This window comes from Zhaonella formicivorans, assembly GCF_004353525.1.
Lineage (GTDB): Bacteria > Bacillota > DUOV01 > DUOV01 > Zhaonellaceae > Zhaonella > Zhaonella formicivorans.
The window spans coordinates 448,843-463,920 of record NZ_CP085524.1 but is presented as its reverse complement, the minus strand read 5'-3'; the positions used below and the strand labels follow the sequence as shown (position 1 = coordinate 463,920).

Here is a 15,078-nt window from a genome sequence, read left to right as displayed (position 1 = left end):
CCCAATTGTTTTGGTAGAAATATTTTCCCCGCACCGTTAAACCTCATGCTCCCGAAAAAAGATTTATATTTGCTAAAAGTTGTTGCTACAGACAAGTTGTGCAAAAAAGTATATAATTGTACACAAGCTGCTATTAAGCAGGAATTAAACGAAATCTAGCTAACTACAATTTTAGTGAATATTAAAAATGAACTTTTTTACTGCTCCTTGCGTCTATATATCTATATATATTAGTTGCATGTGTATTGAGGTGATGATCATTGGAACAACCTAAAAGGACTAAAAAATATTGGCCCCTCGCTGTTTTTGTAACTGCAGCTTTTCTTGTTATTGTTTCTTTCAACTTGTTAGCCCTCCATCCCTTAACGGCAGGAGCTGCCAGTAAGGTTGGACATAAGACATCTGCTAACCCGGAGTATATCGCACTTGATGAACTCGTAAAGGGACTCCAAGCTGCTACCACAGAACAGGAAATTAATGAGCTTTTATTCAGCCCTGAATTAATAAATGATGATGGTTCTTTGTTAATCGAAATTTTTAAGCAGGTTGACCAGTGGAAGCTTAAAAGAGCCGTTTTATACCAACTAAAGAACAAACTCTTTTTCGGGCAGCATAACAAAACAGAGCTTGCAAGCTTTTTTAGGGAATTGTCAAAAAGCAGCAATCTTCCTTTAGCCCAAGACGCTTTGATTGCTTTGGTCCAGGCAGGAGAAAAAGAGGCTCTAAAAGCTTTAGCCGGACATCTGGAACAATTTACGTTAGCTGCTTACCCTGACGGCAAATACGTGGCCCTGCCTTGGGAAATTTCCAGACAAATTTACAAGGAATATCCGCAAAGTATTACCGCAAAAGGAATCAGGGCTTATGAAAAAATCAGCGGCCAGCCCTTTTTCGACATCGATGCCAAGAGATTTGCACGGAATTACGGCGACGGGCAGTATAACCCCGGCAAAGAAATACCCGGGTGGCTTGATTGGCTGCAAAAATACCCCGGTCATTTAGCTACAGACAGTGCGGCTTACCGGCTGGGACGTTCCTATGAAATCACAGGTGATTATATCCAAGCTCTTAACTGGTTTTTTACAGCCATTAATTCCCCTAACGGGGCTATTGCTTACGATGCCCAGGGGCGTTTGTTGTACGTAATAGATGTAAAAATGGACGTTGAAGCTTTAAAAGCAGCCCTGGCCTCCACTAAACTCAAAGCGGAATTAAAGCCAGTGCTGGAATACTCCCTGGCTGTAAAACTGGCCCGTGCCGGTCAATACCAGAATGCGGTGCGACAGTTCCAGGCATTTATCAAGCAATATGACAACCAGGATATTTTTGTGCTGAACAAAGTTGCTGAACCTACCGGGCTTTCCGAGACCCAAAACAGCTGGGACTTTTGGTCTAAAGTTAAGGAGCAGCAGGCGAAAATAACTGAGCTGTCAGCTTATGCCCAACAAATTGCCGAAATCGAAAACGCGCAAGAATCGGCTCCCTTGCGCTATCAGCTTGCGTCCCTTATTTACCATGATACCTACATCTTTTATAACCATTTGTGGCAAGGCAACAGGATTTATTACAATTGGTTGGGACATATCAATGAAATTAGGGAACAGCCAAAGGTTAAAGCAGAACTGCAAAACTACCTGAAAGAGCATAATAACTATTACCAGGCTTTAGAAATGTTTCAGGAATTGGCTGCGACCACCCTCTCCCCTGATTTGGCGGAAAAAGTGGATTTCTCGATTGCTTTAGCCTATGCTCACCTGGAATATTACGGGCAAGAAATCAATGTGCTCTGGACCGAGGAAGAACAGCTGAGGCTTGTAGCTGAGGCTTTCCAAAATTATTTAAATAAGTATCCGGAAGGGAACTATCGCGAGAAAGCAATTCAGGCACTCATAGCTTACGGTTTAATTAGCAATCCTTAAAAAGAGAACTGCTCTTAAACGAAGAGCAGTTCTCTTTTTGGTCGTCAAGCCAAGTGGCAAGCAACCAGGTGGCCATTGCCAACTTGTTTCATCTCAGGTTCAACTTCGGCACATATCTCCTTGGCGCAAGAACAGCGTGTGCGGAAACGGCAGCCGCTTGGCGGATTCAAAGGGCTGGGGACATCCCCTTCCAGGATAATCCGCTGTTTTGCTGCTTCCAAATCAGGATCAGGAATAGGTACAGCTGAAAGCAAAGCTTTAGTGTAAGGATGCCTGGGTTCTTCGTAAATATCACTGCTAGCTGCGATTTCTACCATCTTGCCCAGATACATCACCGCAACCCTGTCGCTGATGTGCCGCACCATGGACAGGTCATGGGCAATAAACAGATATGTTAAGCCCAGCTGGTCCTGTAAATCCTCCAGCATATTAACTACCTGGGCTTGAATAGAAACATCAAGGGCTGAGATCGGTTCATCGCAAATGATGAACTCCGGTTCCACCGCCAAGGCCCGGGCTATCCCCACTCGCTGTCTTTGGCCGCCGCTGAATTCATGGGGGAAACGGTTAGCATGCTCCGGCAAAAGCCCAACCATATTTAAAAGTTCCTGCACTCTTTTATTTTTGTCCGTACCTTGGGCAATGCCATGAATTTCCAGTGGTTCAGCGATTATATCTCCCACAGTCATGCGTGGGTTTAAGGAAGCGTATGGGTCCTGGAAAATCATTTGTACCCGCCGCCGGAAAGCCTGCAGCTTATTCCCGCGGTATTTTAAAACATTTTCGCCCTGAAATTTGAACTCCCCTGCTGTGGCTTGATAAAGACCTATTAGGGTTCGGCCCACAGTAGTTTTGCCGCAGCCGCTTTCACCAACTAACCCTAGAGTTTCACCCCGCCCAATGCTGAAGCTAACCCCGTCTACCGCCTTTAAAAATGTTTTTCCGCCCCAGAAGCCTGTCCGGACGGGAAAGTATTTTTTTAAATTTGTTACCTCTACCAGCGGCTCAATTACTGACATCTTACCTCACCCCTCTCAGCAAAACTTTGGGAGCGTGAGTATGAATCAACCAGCAGGATACACGACGCTTATCGCCGGTAATCACTTCCTGGGGAGGCTGCTCCAGGCAAATCTGCATAGCATACTCGCACCGGGGAGCAAAGCTACAGCCCTTGGGTGGTTGAATTAAGTCCGGAGGTTGTCCCGGGATAGAAACAAGTCTGGTTTTTTCTTTCGCATCAAGGCGGGGCACCGCTTTAAGCAAACTCCACGTATAGGGGTGTTGAGGCTGGTAGAAAATATCCCTTACATCTCCTGCTTCAACTATCTGGCCCGCATACATGACCAAAATCCGGGTGCACAAGCCCGCAACAACACCTAAATCATGAGTAATCAATATAATGGAAGTTCTGATCTTTTCTTTCAAGCTCTTCATTAACTCTATAATTTGGGCCTGAATAGTAACGTCAAGGGCCGTTGTAGGCTCATCGGCAATTAAAAGGCGCGGCTCACAGGCTAACGCCATGGCAATCATTACCCTTTGCCGCATCCCGCCGCTGAACTCATGAGGATATTGTTTAACCCTGCGGTCAGGTTGCGGTATCCCTACGAGCCTTAGCATTTCAACAGCTTTCAGCATGGCTTCGGTAGCTGATAAACGCTGGTGTTTAATGATGCCTTCAATCAGTTGGCGTCCTACGGTCATGGTAGGGTTCAGCGAAGTCATGGGGTCCTGAAAAATCATGCCAATCTGCTTACCACGAATATTTTCCATATCCCGTTGACTTTTCAATACCAAATTCTCGTTGTTAAAGATAATAGAACCGCTGACCACTTTTCCGGGAGGGTTGGGAATCAATCCCATAATAGCTTGTGCCGTCACACTTTTGCCGCAACCCGATTCTCCCACTAGGGCTACTGCTTCCCCTTCTTCCACAGCAAAAGTGGCACCTCGGACAGCCTTCACTTCCCCAGCGTGGGTAAAAAATGATACTTCCAAATTTCTTACTTCCAATAGCGTATTCACCGTCACACCTCCTATTTCCGGGTGCGCGGGTCCAGAGCATCTCTTAGACCATCACCAAATAAGTTAAATGCTAGAATCGTCAAACTAATAAAAACTGCTGGAAAAAGGAGCTGCCAAGGATAAGAGCGCAAGCCCTTTACGCCGTCACTGGCCAAAGTTCCCCAGCTGGCAAAAGGAGCTGAAACACCCAGCCCTAAAAAGCTTAACCAAGCTTCCGTAAAAATAGCCTCCGGAATAGCCATAGTCATATAGACGAGAATTGGCCCCATCGTGTTTGGGATAAGGTGTTTCAGGAGAATTCTTAAAGGACTGGCACCTAAAGTGCGAGCCGCCAGTACATACTCCTGCTCTTTCAACCATAAAATCTGTCCCCGTACCAGCCTGGCCATAGGAATCCAATAAATAATACTCAAAGCAAAAAGGATAGTAAAAAAATTATTATCATTTAGAATTACCATAATCAAAATTACATACAGCACAAAGGGGATACCTGAGAGGATTTCTACAATCCGCATCATAATCTCGTCAACCCAACCGCCTGCCAGTCCGGAAATCCCCCCGTAGATCACACCGATAATCAACACCACAAAAGCGATGGTAAAACCTACGGCTAAAGACATACGGGCACCAAACCAAACCCGTGTAAAAAGGTCCCTGCCAAGGGAGTCACTGCCAAACCAATATTGACTATTAGGGGGCAAATTCTTAAGTTCCAGAGCTTGGTCTGAATAAGAAAAGCCGTTTAAGTATGGTCCAACAAGAGCCATAATCACCAAAAAGCCAATCAAACACAAACTGCCCATAGCTACTTTGTTTGCTTTTAAACGTCTCCACACATCCTGCCAGTAGGTAGTGCTGGGGCGAGCAATTATTTCCGCATCTCTTCTGTCTTGATCAACTGGCTTAAACATTTCAGAGGATAAATTCAAATTTATACTCATTCATCGCTCACTCCTTTCCACCCGTTAATTTCACCCTTGGGTCGATTATGGCGTAGCTAAGGTCAACAATCAAGTTCATGGCCATCAGAAAAACACTATAAAATATCGTTAAGCCCATTATTAAAGTATAGTCGCGGTTGAATACACTGGTAACAAAGTACCTGCCTAACCCTGGTATAGCAAAAATAAATTCAACTACAAAACTGCCGGTAAAGGTCGCTGCAATTAAAGGACCGAGATAAGTAATAATCGGCATTACAGCATTTCTGACAGCATGACGATAGATAATTACCCTATCTTTTAATCCTTTGGCTTTGGCAGTACGGATATAGTCCTGCTGCAATACCTCCAACATGCTGGACCGCATTAAACGGGCAATAGTTGCCGAAGGAAGTGCTGCCAAGGAAATAGACGGCAAAATAGTTTGCTGCCATGTGCCCCACATGGCAGGAACAACCCAATTAAGTTTGTAAGAAAAAACAAATTGCAATAAAGCAGCCAACACAAAACTTGGGACCGAAAAACCAATTGTAGCGAGAATCATAGCTACGTGGTCCTGCCAGTGATTTTGTTTCAAAGCGGAAATTATTCCTGCCGAAAGACCAACTGACAAAGCCAATAAAACTGATATGGCTCCCAGAATAGCCGATACCGGAAAACCGTCTTTGATAATATCGTTAACTGTACGGTCGGGATATTTGAAAGAAGGCCCCAGATCTCCTTTAGCCAAACCAAACATATAGTCTTTATACTGTTTTAGCAGCGGATCATTTAAATGATATTTCTTATTTAAATTTTCTTCCACTTTGGGCGGTAGCTTTTTTTCTGAAGCAAAAGGGCCGCCGGGAATGGCTTTCATCCCAAAAAAAGTAAAGGTACTAATAAACACCAAAGCTAAAAATATGGCTACAAATCTTCGCAGCAAGTATCGTACCAGTTTAATAGCCTCCTTTCTGTAAAATATTTCATGTTAAGGCTTCAAGCAGCAAGAGGTATACATGGCCGATCTCGCCATATATACCTCTTTTAAGATTATAAACTAAGGCTTCTAAGCATATAGCTTATTTTTCAATATAAGCCCAACGAAATTCTTGATAACCGCCAACCATAGGAACTATAACACCTTTTACCCAGGGCTTATACATATTGACGTTGGTATAGAAATAAATCGGCATGATAGGCATTTCATCCATCAGGATTTTTTCAGCATCGTGCATTGCTTTAATCCTTACAGCCGGGTCAGGGTTGGACTTAGCTTCTTTAATCAACCTGTCATACTCCGGGTTGCCCCAGTTAGTCTGGTTGTTGCCGTTACCGGTCATCCACATATCCAGGAAAGTCATGGCGTCAGTATAGTCAGCACCCCAACCGGCACGGGCAACCTGATAATCTCCGGCTGCTCGGGTGTTCAAGTAAACTTGCCACTCCTGGTTAGTTAAAGTTACATTGGCACCCAAGTTCTTCTTCCACATCTCCATGATGGCTTCTGCGATCTTTTGATGACCTTCATTGGTATTATAAAGAATCTTGATTTCAGGTAATCCCTTTCCATCTGGGTATCCCGCTTCAGCTAAGAGCTCTTTTGCCTTGGCAACGTCTTCAGTGAAATAATTATTGCCGCCTTTTTCACGGAAGTCTTCACCGGGTACCGCATCAGGTATGCCGTATGGTACTACTGCAAAGGCCGGCTTTTGGAAAGCCTGGGTCACGTTATCAATAATCGCCTGACGGTTAATAGCCATAGCAAAAGCTTTTCTCACCCGTGGATCATCAAAAGGCTCCTGTTTGACGTTAAACATATAATAGTAAATACCTAAATCTGGATACATAGTGGCTATTTTTTCATCTAACAGACGGCGAACTTCCTGGGTCGGCGGGTTCTCAGCTATATCAATTTGCCCCGACTCAAACATACTTAACTCCGTATCTTCGGATTCTACCATAGTCATGATGATTTTATCTATTTTCACATCATCAGCAGCCCAATAATCCGGGTTTTTAACTAACTCAATTTTTTGCTGGTGTTCCCAGTTTATGATTTTAAAAGGACCGTTCCCGACTAAAGTTTCAACTTTAGTGTTCCAGTCAGGATTAGCTTCTACAACTTTTTTATTAACAGGATAAAGGTTAGGAAAAGCAGTCAAGCTCAGAAAGTAAGGAGTCGGTGTTTCCAGTGTTACTTGCAATGTCTTTGCGTCTAAAGCTTTCACCCCTACCTCGTCAGCGGAAACTTCACCGGCGTTGTATTTTTCGCCATTTTTAATGTAAAATGCCTGGTATGAATATTCAGCCGCAGTATCGGGATTTAATAAACGCTTCCAAGCAAATTCGAAATCCTCTGCAGTTACCGGATCACCGTTTGTCCATTTGGCATCCCGCAAGTGAAAGGTATAAACTAATCCGTCAGGAGAAATATCCCATTTTTCTGCCATGCCTGGTACAGGCTGGTTATTGGCATCCAAGCGGGTCAGACCTTCAAACATGGCCATTTGAACGGTAGCTTCCGGTTTTCCGGTAGCAGTAGCAACGTCTAAGGTTTCAGGTTCGGTACCAAGATTGTAAGTAATGACTTTCTCTTCTGTTTTATTTCCCTCATTGGCTGCTTTATTCCCACCTCCGCAGGCGGTAAGAACAAAGCTGAACATTAAGACTACCGCTAGGACAACAAACATTTTACGGTTTCTCCACATCAAACTTTAACCTCCTTAAATTTTTCTTCTCTACATAATATTTGTTATCAGAATTATTAATTCCCCCAATAGACACCCCCTTTGCCTACTTGTTCAAGCTTGCAGTCATTCGCTTCTGATAAATTTTAGTTTAACGATAAAATAAATTTTATCGTTAAATCATTTAAAAACGAACTTCCCAGCCTGAATCAGCTGTCGTCCGTCCACTGTAACATCGACTTTATCAAGAACCATGGGCCAGTTAAGAGCGGCCTTGTTCCTGCCTCCGAACATGCGGTTTTCACCAAAAGATAGATGCACACGGGCAAAAGCCTTACTGTCGTAAACCGGATACCCTAGAGGCTGCTCGATTATAGGATTTAAACCAATTCCCAATTCCCCTATCCGGTCGCGGTCATCGTTTCCTTCCAAAAGAATTTGCCGCAGCAATTCTTCGTTTTCCTCAGCCTGCAGCTTCACTAAACGGCCTTCGGCAAATTCCATGAGAATGCCTGTAATTCTCTGCCCGTTGTAATATGTAAAATCACAAACTGCTGTTCCTTGGGCTGAAGTCTCTATGGGAGCTATACTAACCTCTCCACAGGGAAAATTTATAAACGGTTTACCCTGGGCAATATCTTCAGCACCTATAATTCCATCTTCTATAAAGCTCTTACGCCCGGCTATATTTAACTTTAAACTTGTACCACTGCTTGATTTTAACTGTACTTCCTGTCCACTTTCCAAAAACCGGGCTACTTTTTGACCTAAGAGGCCTACTTTTTCGTAATTTATATCCATACTTCGCCAAAAAATATCGTGAAAGCGAACAAAATTTACTCCAATTGCTTGGGCCTGCTTTTCAGTGGGGTAACCTACAAAGGCCCATTTGATGCCCCGTTCAGTCCTTTTATTTCTGACTTGAGCCCAGGCTTGCCTGAACAGTTCAACCCGCTTTGGCTCCACCTCTTTAACTTCCAAAGGATCTACTATATGTTCCAGCATGATCATTGTTGTCACTTCGTCCATCCAGTTAGCCAGATAACTCAGGCTATGTGGCAGTTGCTCCAAGGGGGTTTTTTGCAGCAACTGTAATTTCAGTTCAGGAGAAATTAAATGGAGATGAGGGTAGGCACCAGCCTGATAAAGTTGCGAACATAACGCCTCCGCCAAATCCGTTTCATCGGTACTGCCCTGAATATAAACAACTTCTCCTGGCTGGATCCTTAAACAAGTGTTAACTAAGGTATCGGCTACCCGGTTAATATCAACTTTCAAAAATTTAAGCCTTCGCCAGGACAAAATATCCTTGGTTACAACTTCTAAAGCCGCTGCTTCATTATCCTCAAAATATTCACCTAAAGCCTGGTCAATGTAAAAATTACGTGCAACCGCCCTGTAGTATTTTTCTAAAATACCCTTCTTTTCTACAGTTTCAACAAGTTCAATCATGCCATGCTTCAAAAGTTCCCTTACATGATAATGAATTTTTGCCGGCGTCTCTTCTAGCATGGTCGCCACCTGCTGAACCGTAGCCTTTTGGCGAATAAAAATTTCCAAAATTCTGAGTCGTTGTGGATCAGCTATAGCCTTTACTGCTGCCAAATCACTAAGAAAAAAAATGTCCCGCAAAGTTCCTCCTACCACTTTCTTATCAGTGTAATTTAGTTCACCCCATATAAAAACATATCCTTTGCCGATTTAAGCCACGAAGTAGCTTGAGCATAGGCTAATACTATAATTAAATTCGCTTTATTTCTGAAAAATCCTGCTGTACAAAAATGCTAAATAACCCAATCCGTAGCAGTGTGGTTAGACAAGCTTTAATTAAAAGCATTTTTCCGCTATCACCTGCAAGAAGCCTGCTATAATGCCTAGGGCAATATATACGGCGAAATCTTCAGCTAAAGGGATTTGCAAAATAACTCACAAATGGGATAATTAAGATACGATTTATCTACTAATTTGTGTAGGAGGTAGTAACAATGAAAAGGTTATTTTCCGAGCCTAAGCTGGCGGTAGTTTGGACTATCCTGCGCATTTGGCTCGGGGCACAGTGGATCGAAGCAGCCCTGAGCAAAATCGGCAACCCGGTCTGGACCGGAGACAAAGCTGGCGTAGCCATAAGCGGATTTCTAGGCAATGCTGTTAAATTAGCCAGCGGCGAGCACCCTGCTGTTCAAGGTTGGTATGCTGCTTTTATCCAAAATTTTGCTCTACCTAACGCTAAATTATTTAGCTATATCATACCTTTTGGGGAATTAGCCGTAGGGCTTGGTCTTGTCTTAGGCTGCTTAACTACGCTGGCCTTACTGGGCGGGGCTTTAATGAATTTAAACTTTATGCTGGCCGGAACAACCAGCACAAACCCGATTCTTTATACAGCAGCAATTTTGCTCTTGGCTGCAGGGATAAACTCTTATAGAATAGGACTTGATTACTTTATATTTAAAAAACATTTCCGGCAAGGAAAAAATCCGACTTGGGAAGGAAAAGGTTCCACTGCCAGGGTTGCTTAAAATATAAAAATGCCATAGGCAGAAAGTCACTCTGCCTATGGCATTTTACGATCGCTATCATTTATTAATAATTCTCAAGCTCACTTTATCTGTAATATATCTGTTTTTAGTTAAATTCCTTTTTTGGCTGCATATGCAGCTGCCTGCGCTCTGTTGCTAAACCCCATCTTGCTCAAGATATTGCTAACGTAATTACGTACCGTTTTTTCACTTAAAAATATCTGCTGGGCGATCTGCTTATTGGTTAGGCCCTGTCCAAGGCTGCCGTATTTGAATTTGTCGGGAGAGGAAAACCCTTTGCCATTATCACTGATACTGAGTTCCAGGTACTCTGGCCTAAAAATAAACTGTACTTTAACTTGATTTGCATTGGCATGCTTGGCAATATTATTCAGGGCCTCGTTGACGATAAAATAAATATGGCTCAAACTTCCCTGCGGCAGGCGCGCGTCCGTTTGACGAATCACGCTGAAATCGGTAGAAATCCCCGTGTTTCGTTTAAATTCCGTAATTAAACTGATTATCGATTTTTGAAACTCGCTGTCAGTAAGTTGTACAGGGCGCAAATTTAAAATACATTGGCGTAAATCAACAATAATATTATTCAATTTCTCCATAATAGACGTTATTTCCTGTTCTGCCTGAACAGGATTTTCCTGCAAAAGGTAGCGGGTGTTCTCTAAATTTAAACCAACGGCATAAATGGACTGAATTATTCCGTCATGCAAATCTCGGGCTATTCTTTCCCGGTCAAGCAGAACAGCTTGGTTTTTTTCCGCTGCTTCCAAACGGATGCTGTATTCTTGATCAAAAATTTCTAATACCCGAATAATAAAATAAGCTCCTACCAAACCGCATGCCGTACGCAACACAGCAATTGGTATACCTGTTACCTGAAAAAAAAACTCTGAATTGAACTTATTAGCGGGAAAAAAGTTGTATCCCGGCACAAAAAATCCACCAACTATAGAATAAATATAAAACGCCAGAGCCGCCCCCAGCAGGTTATTAACTAACCGACCGTTCATAAACTGTACTTGCTCTTTTTGCTTTATTAAACCAATACCGGTAAGAATTGCTCCCGGCAAAGCCAAAAAGTATCGGGCTAGAGTTTCGCAAAAGAGTAGATGCTCGTTGTTTGAATTATGGCTAGACAGGACATAAAATAAAAACACGCCGAACCAGGCTGTAAATAGCAGCGCAGGTAGCAATTTTAGCCGTTTTAGTGAATCCTTTATCACAAGATTCATACCAAATTGCAGAAGAAAAAAGAAAGAAAGGGCAATGATAAAACGTAGTAGAATAACCGAGCTTTCGTATAACTTTTCATCCTGAATAGGTATAAAGACAAAACCCCATTCTGATAAACCATGTATAATCCCGAACCATGCCAAAAGCCAAAGGTGTTTGGCCAAAGGTATCTTGCTCATTCTTCTGTTTTGCAGAAAAATTGCAAAACCCATCAGAAAAAAAACCAATCCATATATAAAATAAACAACGGACAGATTTGTACTGAAAAATTCATATAAGGCTGACATGCTACCATCCTTAGATTATGGTATTACAATTTTACATTACATTATCCCTGCAATTTGTTCAAGCGTGATAAAAGGAAAAGCCGAACAATGTCGGCTTTTCCTTTTATTGGATATGCTTTTCAAACTCAGCCAGGTTACTGTTTGCTCTATCCAGCAGCTCTTGGGCAAAGGCCGGGTTATGGTAACCGGCTCCCGGATCTTTGTGCAGGTACCAATAGTTTGCACCGGCGCCGTCAAGAAGCTCTTTTGCTTTAGCATAGTGCTCACTATTCTTGTCTAAAGCAGCAAATTTTCCTTCAGCTTCTTTAAGCTTAGCTTCTAACTCATGAACTTTAACCTGAAGTTCCCTATTTTTCTCAACTCCGGCTTGTTCAACATAGACTGCTGTAGCAGGCATACCTAGCTTAGCAGCTTCTTCCTTAGTGATCGGCCTGAACATATGACTGCTTAAGTCACCGTCTACACCGCTCTTTGCCACCTTAGGCATATGGCAGTCTACACAAGTAAGGGTAGTGTCGCTGGGGATGCTGGTAGCCACCACTGACTTGCCTTTCATCTTGGCAGCTACATCGCCCTTGAACATCAGGCCAGACTCAACGTGGCACTGAGTACAGGTTTCCTCCCTGGACTTGCGCAGGTTAGCAGAACCGATTGGCTTGGCAGTCTTGGTAGCGTGGGAAGTGTGGCAAACCACGCAAGTGACGCCGGCCCGGTCATTTTCAAACTTACCGCCGGCTTTGAAGTCGGCCAGAGTGACCTTTTCAGCCTTCTCTGCAGCTATATAAGCTGTTGCAGAGTGGCACTTCAGGCAGGAATCGCCGAAATTAGGCAGCTGGATGTTCCGCTCAAAGATAGTAGCATGTCCCGAACGTCTCCAATCCAGATACTGCTGGTGGTGTTTCTTGGAGGGACCGTTGACCGGCTCATTACCCCAGAAAGCATCCAATTCGTTGCCATTTTCGCCGGCATGGGTATACTTATCGGCTACCTTTGCCGGGTCATCCCAAGGCATAAGGTTGGGAATAAACTCAAACTCCTTGGTTGTGTAATCGTTATAACCTCTGGTATGGCAGGCACCGCAGGAGTAAGCCTGGGCTCCGGAATAGATCTTGGTCTTATCCCCGCCGGAAGCTACGTGCTGTTTGCCGGGGCCGTGACAAGCTTCACAGCCGATGTTAAATTCGGCTACTTGTACCTTGTTGGCTTTCACATCGGCTTTAACCCCAGTGAAATGGCAGCCGGCGCATTCCTTCCAGTTTTTCCATTTCTTAGAACTATAGTCTTGCCATTTGTCTCCTTGGCCGTTGGCAGGGCGAATCCATTCCTGGGGCATAATCTTCAAGTCGTTGACATCGATTACACTGGCGTCACCATCGGCATTGGTGTCAAAAACAAAACGCTGCTTATGGACACTTCCTATTGTAAAGATGGGTTTTGTATTCTGAGCATAACCCAAACCCGAAACCTTAACTCCATTCAAATCAAACTGAGGGATGGTACTCAACTGGGCGTCCCATTTAATTTCTTGGAGTACTGAGCCATCAGCGATTTTCTGCCCCATTTTACTGTGGGCAGTATCCTTCCAGGATTTATAAGCATCGCCGTGACACTTGCCGCATGTATCGGAGCCAACGTAGCCTTCTACACCTAATTTAACGTTTAAACCTTTGACAACAGGTTTAGCAGGCGCGGCTGCTTGTTTTTGTTTGGACATCATTCTCCAAACCAGCGCCTCAGCTGTCTTTTTGTCCACACCGCCTTGCGGGACAAAGGTCTTGTTGCCATAGCCGAAGAGCAACTTTTCATTTACTGCAGCAGCAACATAACCTTTGTAAGTTGAGCCGATTTTACTGCTATCCTTGAAAGCTTTTAAGACAGAAGTATCTGCTGCGGGTTTTAAGCCTAGAGTCTTGACCATAAACTCCGCGGCAGCCTCCCTGGTTAAGACCGCTTCACCATTAACAACGGAAACGGTAAAACCAGCTTTTTTCAGCATCTCCGCAAATTCGCCTGCTTTAATGCCGGATACCTTGACAGGTGCAGGGGCTGTTTTAGCAGGAGCTGGCTTAACTGCGCTTGCTTTAGCAGGTGCCGGCGCCGGTTTAGCGGTAGCAGCAGCTTTAGCTTTTCTGCCGTCCGTGTGGCAAGGAGTACAATTCCCATCTTTACTCAGGTTTTCAAAAGCATTGGCTTCTTGAGGGATGACCAGGAAAAATACGCCAGCCAAAAAAGCAAGCACTATTAGCGCTGAAAATATTTTTTTGACCACACAGTTCTCCTCCTTTTTCACCATATTCAGTTTGCTGTTTAACTGCACCGTCTCACCTCCTTATTTTAAATTCAGCAAATAGTACTTGTTGTCACAAGCACTACATCTCTATTTTGCAATATTTTCCTGACTGGGTCAGGAGATTAAAGTACTAAAAATGTCCGGGACAAATGTCACTTTTCGAGGTAAGTTTGGATATAAAAAACCCTTGCCACAAGAGCAAGGGTACAAAGCCAATATGCTAATTGTTCCTACGAAAAATTAGATGTTCCAGCACTAATGTCAACACAGTCCCGATGAATAAACCGTTACTCAAAACGTTTTGCAAAGCAACAGGCAAAGAGGCATAAGCTGGCTACACCGGACCCTATAATCAATTTAATTTCTTAATTAACACAGCCACATTCTGTGCAAACCTTCTCACCGTATTTATACCTTCTGCATCATTTAGCGCCTCTCCGGGCTGCTTGCCAAAAATGATGTTCCAGTAGGTTGAACCAGGTACAATCATTTCATTGATAAAGAAAAACATTAACATTTCCTGATAGGAACTTGATACCCCGCCTCTTCTTGCCACTGCAACAGGTCCGCCCACTTTCCAGGAGAGAAATTTATCATTGTTATATGAGACCATCCCTATGCGCTGCAGAGCAGACATCAAATCTCCCCTGGCTGTACCGAAATATACAGGGGCTGCCACAATGAGCCCCTCCGCCGGCCTTACTTTGGCAATAATTTCATTAAGGCCGTCATCCAAAGAGCATTTACCGCTTCCTACACACTTATAACATGCTATACAGGATCGAATGCTCTTATCATGTAGTGAAATCAGATCCACTTCCAGCCCCGCTTTTTCCACTTCCTCCTTGCAAACGCCAAGTACCTGCATTGTGTTTCCATTTTTGCGAGGGCTTCCTGAAATTAACACAACCTTTGCCATGCAATCCACCCTTTTTTCGAAACTTAACCGTACTTAAATTTGCAACCTAATTATAACAGATATTCAGCAAATTCCCAATAAAATTTGTTTTCTTAGTTTCCTTTAATTTTTTAGTTTTAATTTTTTATTCCTCTAAAACTGAACAAAATAAAATACCGGCTTTGCTGCCGGCAACTTAAATGGTAGCGGTGGTTGGATTTGAACCAACGACACTACGGGTATGAACCGTATGCTCTGACCAGCTGAGCTACACCGCCA

At 43.5% G+C, this 15,078-nt stretch carries 11 protein-coding genes and 1 tRNA gene; 2 read left to right on the top strand and 10 right to left on the bottom strand.

Going from position 1 to position 15,078, the window contains the following annotated elements:
• The first annotated feature begins 260 nt into the window (after positions 1 to 260).
• On the top strand, positions 261 to 1,919 hold the full coding sequence (locus EYS13_RS02290) for a tetratricopeptide repeat protein (protein WP_227765542.1): 1,659 nt from the start codon (positions 261 to 263) through the stop codon (positions 1,917 to 1,919).
• Between the two features lie 44 nt (positions 1,920 to 1,963).
• Here EYS13_RS02290 and EYS13_RS02285 read toward each other — a convergent pair whose 3' ends face one another.
• The 6 genes from EYS13_RS02285 to EYS13_RS02260 all read right to left on the bottom strand — a co-directional run bounded on the left by EYS13_RS02285 (position 1,964) and on the right by EYS13_RS02260 (position 9,186).
• A complete protein-coding gene (locus EYS13_RS02285) occupies positions 1,964 to 2,938 on the bottom strand; it encodes an ABC transporter ATP-binding protein (protein ID WP_227765539.1) in 975 nt (324 codons plus the stop codon).
• A 1-nt stretch (position 2,939) separates the two neighbouring features.
• Entirely contained in the window at positions 2,940 to 3,944 is a 1,005-nt protein-coding gene (locus EYS13_RS02280) for an ABC transporter ATP-binding protein (protein WP_227765538.1), read from the bottom strand.
• Positions 3,945 to 3,955: 11 nt separating this feature from the next.
• The gene (locus EYS13_RS02275) at positions 3,956 to 4,885 is read right to left on the bottom strand and encodes an ABC transporter permease (RefSeq protein WP_227765536.1); all 930 of its coding nucleotides are present in this window, start codon (positions 4,883 to 4,885) and stop codon (positions 3,956 to 3,958) included.
• A gap of 7 nt (positions 4,886 to 4,892) precedes the next feature.
• A complete protein-coding gene (locus EYS13_RS02270; protein ID WP_227767771.1) occupies positions 4,893 to 5,822 on the bottom strand; it encodes an ABC transporter permease in 930 nt (309 codons plus the stop codon).
• A gap of 124 nt (positions 5,823 to 5,946) precedes the next feature.
• Complete coding sequence (locus tag EYS13_RS02265) at positions 5,947 to 7,575, bottom strand: peptide ABC transporter substrate-binding protein (protein ID WP_227765534.1); 1,629 nt, start codon at positions 7,573 to 7,575, stop codon at positions 5,947 to 5,949.
• 159 nt (positions 7,576 to 7,734) lie between these two features.
• Complete coding sequence (locus EYS13_RS02260) at positions 7,735 to 9,186, bottom strand: aminopeptidase (RefSeq protein ID WP_227765532.1); 1,452 nt, start codon at positions 9,184 to 9,186, stop codon at positions 7,735 to 7,737.
• 353 nt (positions 9,187 to 9,539) lie between these two features.
• Here EYS13_RS02260 and EYS13_RS02255 point away from each other — a divergent pair, with 353 nt between their 5' ends.
• Entirely contained in the window at positions 9,540 to 10,073 is a 534-nt protein-coding gene (locus EYS13_RS02255) for a DoxX family membrane protein (protein WP_227765530.1), read from the top strand.
• Between the two features lie 110 nt (positions 10,074 to 10,183).
• Here EYS13_RS02255 and EYS13_RS16350 read toward each other — a convergent pair whose 3' ends face one another.
• The 4 genes from EYS13_RS16350 to EYS13_RS02230 form a co-directional block, all read right to left on the bottom strand.
• Positions 10,184 to 11,536 (bottom strand): histidine kinase, encoded by a 1,353-nt coding sequence (locus EYS13_RS16350; RefSeq protein ID WP_277998241.1) that lies wholly within the window; start codon positions 11,534 to 11,536, stop codon positions 10,184 to 10,186.
• A gap of 178 nt (positions 11,537 to 11,714) precedes the next feature.
• On the bottom strand, positions 11,715 to 13,928 hold the full coding sequence (locus EYS13_RS02240) for a cytochrome c3 family protein (RefSeq protein ID WP_227765529.1): 2,214 nt from the start codon (positions 13,926 to 13,928) through the stop codon (positions 11,715 to 11,717).
• Between the two features lie 325 nt (positions 13,929 to 14,253).
• Positions 14,254 to 14,820: a flavodoxin family protein gene (locus tag EYS13_RS02235; protein WP_227765527.1), complete on the bottom strand. Its 567-nt coding sequence runs from the start codon at positions 14,818 to 14,820 to the stop codon at positions 14,254 to 14,256.
• A 180-nt stretch (positions 14,821 to 15,000) separates the two neighbouring features.
• A tRNA-Met gene (locus tag EYS13_RS02230) sits at positions 15,001 to 15,077 on the bottom strand.
• Position 15,078: the final 1 nt, after the last annotated feature.

Coding starts and splice junctions, on each gene's coding strand:
- EYS13_RS02275 (WP_227765536.1), bottom strand. CDS start 4,885: ATGAGTATAAATTTGAATTTATCCTCTGAAATGTTTAAGCCAGTTGAT.
- EYS13_RS02235 (WP_227765527.1), bottom strand. CDS start 14,820: ATGGCAAAGGTTGTGTTAATTTCAGGAAGCCCTCGCAAAAATGGAAAC.
- EYS13_RS02255 (WP_227765530.1), top strand. CDS start 9,540: ATGAAAAGGTTATTTTCCGAGCCTAAGCTGGCGGTAGTTTGGACTATC.
- EYS13_RS02285 (WP_227765539.1), bottom strand. CDS start 2,938: ATGTCAGTAATTGAGCCGCTGGTAGAGGTAACAAATTTAAAAAAATAC.
- EYS13_RS02265 (WP_227765534.1), bottom strand. CDS start 7,575: ATGTGGAGAAACCGTAAAATGTTTGTTGTCCTAGCGGTAGTCTTAATG.
- EYS13_RS16350 (WP_277998241.1), bottom strand. CDS start 11,536: ATGGGTTTTGCAATTTTTCTGCAAAACAGAAGAATGAGCAAGATACCT.